Source organism: Paenibacillus sp. EKM301P (assembly GCF_011800295.1).
GTDB lineage: Bacteria > Bacillota > Bacilli > Paenibacillales > Paenibacillaceae > Paenibacillus > Paenibacillus polymyxa.
The window spans coordinates 1-1759 of the sequence record NZ_JAALFM010000040.1 but is presented as its reverse complement, the minus strand read 5'-3'; the positions used below and the strand labels follow the sequence as shown (position 1 = coordinate 1759).

Below are 1759 nucleotides of genomic sequence, written 5' to 3'. Positions count from 1 at the left end.
CCCGTTAGAATTCCTGTAAAACGAATAATCTGGTCTTTGCACAAAAACGAGCGCCTCGGTACGATGGGGTTACGTCACGGGTCAATGCCCTAAAAAGCCCATCATCTAGGAGGTCGCTCTACTATGAAGTTTAAATCACAGGATAAACAAAATCAACGCATTGAAAACATTTCCTCATTGCATTTAGTTGTCGGCGTAGATATTGCACAGGAGGCTCACGTCGCTCGTGCGGTTAGCTTTCGGGGAATTGCCTTAGGATCGCCGCTAGAGTTCGGCAGCCATGACGAGGGTTTCCAGCTGTTCGGCCGCTGGATTCAAGATCTGCTCAAGTCGTACACGCTGAGCAAAGTCATCGTCGGCATGGAACCCACCGGTCACTACTGGTTCAGCCTGGCTCGCTGGCTTTCGGCCAAAGGCATTGAGGCTGTTCTCGTAAATCCCCATCTCGTCAAAAAGAACAAGGAAAACCGCGACAATACGCCATCTAAAAGCGACCGCAAAGACGCGCTCGTCATCGCGGATATGGTCAAAAACGGCTACTATTCCCCTGTGCGCTTCAACCCGGAAGCTTACGAGGAGCTGCGGATTCTCATGGCCAACCGCGACACGGTTGCCAAACGGCTAAACAGCGCCGTTAACCAGATTCATCGCTGGGTAGATATTGTCTTTCCGGAACTTCGTCACGTCTTTAAAATCCTTACCTGCACCAGCGCCATAGCCACGTTAAGGCTGTTTCCTCTCCCGAAGGACATTAGCCAGTTAACAACGGAACAAGTCATTGCCGGCTGGAAGCAATACGTGAAACGCCATGCGGGCATTCATCGAGCCGAGCAGCTCATTGCCCTGGCTAAACGCAGTGTTGGCGCCACGCAGGCGCTGCACGCCTACAAACTGCACTTGGGTCAACTGCTCGAAGAATACGACTTGGCGCAGCGCCAGCTTGAGCAGATTGAGCACGAGCTTCACTACATCCTGGTGCGTATTCCGTACGCTCAGAAGTTGCTTGCCATTCGAGGCGTAAATGCAACGAGCTTAGCTGGTGTGCTAGGTGAAGCCGGTGATCTGAGCGGCTATGCACACGGCAATGCTTTACTCCGCCATGCCGGGCTAAATCTAGCAGAAGCCAGTTCCGGGAAATGGCGCGGAAAGATGGTGCTCAGCAAACGTGGGCGCCCTCGTCTCCGACGCTTCCTCTATCTCATGACGATGTGCATGGTCATGACCAATCCGGATGTTAGAGCGCTGCACCACCACAATTTCAACGTGAAAAAGCTAAAGAAAATGAAATCTATTATGAAATTATGCGGTAAAATAGCCCGAATGCTTGTCGGTCTGGCGAAGAGCAGCGAGGCTTACGACTCCAACAAAGTTTTTCCGCAAGCAGCTTAACCGGCATTTTCTCACCAGCTGATGCATTCGCAGGATTCCAAAAAGCACGGAGTATCGGGAGACATTACGCAAAAGGGCTCGGACCCGTTCCGTTAGAAAAACCGACCTCCACCCCTTAGTAGATGTCACGAAGGAATGAAAGGGCTTGGACCCGTTGAGACATGGGAGTGAAAATCGCTAGGGGCGACATGGAGACGTGCAGGATATGGAGTGAATTGGGTGATTCATCCCGCACCCCTGTTCCTGCACGCCCTTTCAGTTGTTCAAAGCTATCGGCTCCTCTGTTCCCTTCTTATCTCGCGCTAAACTAAAGGTGAAATCCTGCGAATTCATGAGTTTGAGTGAGAAAACTTAATCATTTCGAGGGAGC

The 1759-nt window shown here is 51.4% G+C and carries 1 protein-coding gene; it reads left to right on the top strand.

Going from position 1 to position 1759, the window contains the following annotated elements; translation table 11 throughout:
• Positions 1-123: 123 nt before the first annotated feature.
• The gene (locus tag HFD99_RS24705) at positions 124-1389 is read left to right on the top strand and encodes an IS110 family transposase (RefSeq protein ID WP_123797873.1); all 1266 of its coding nucleotides are present in this window, start codon (positions 124-126) and stop codon (positions 1387-1389) included.
• Positions 1390-1759: the final 370 nt, after the last annotated feature.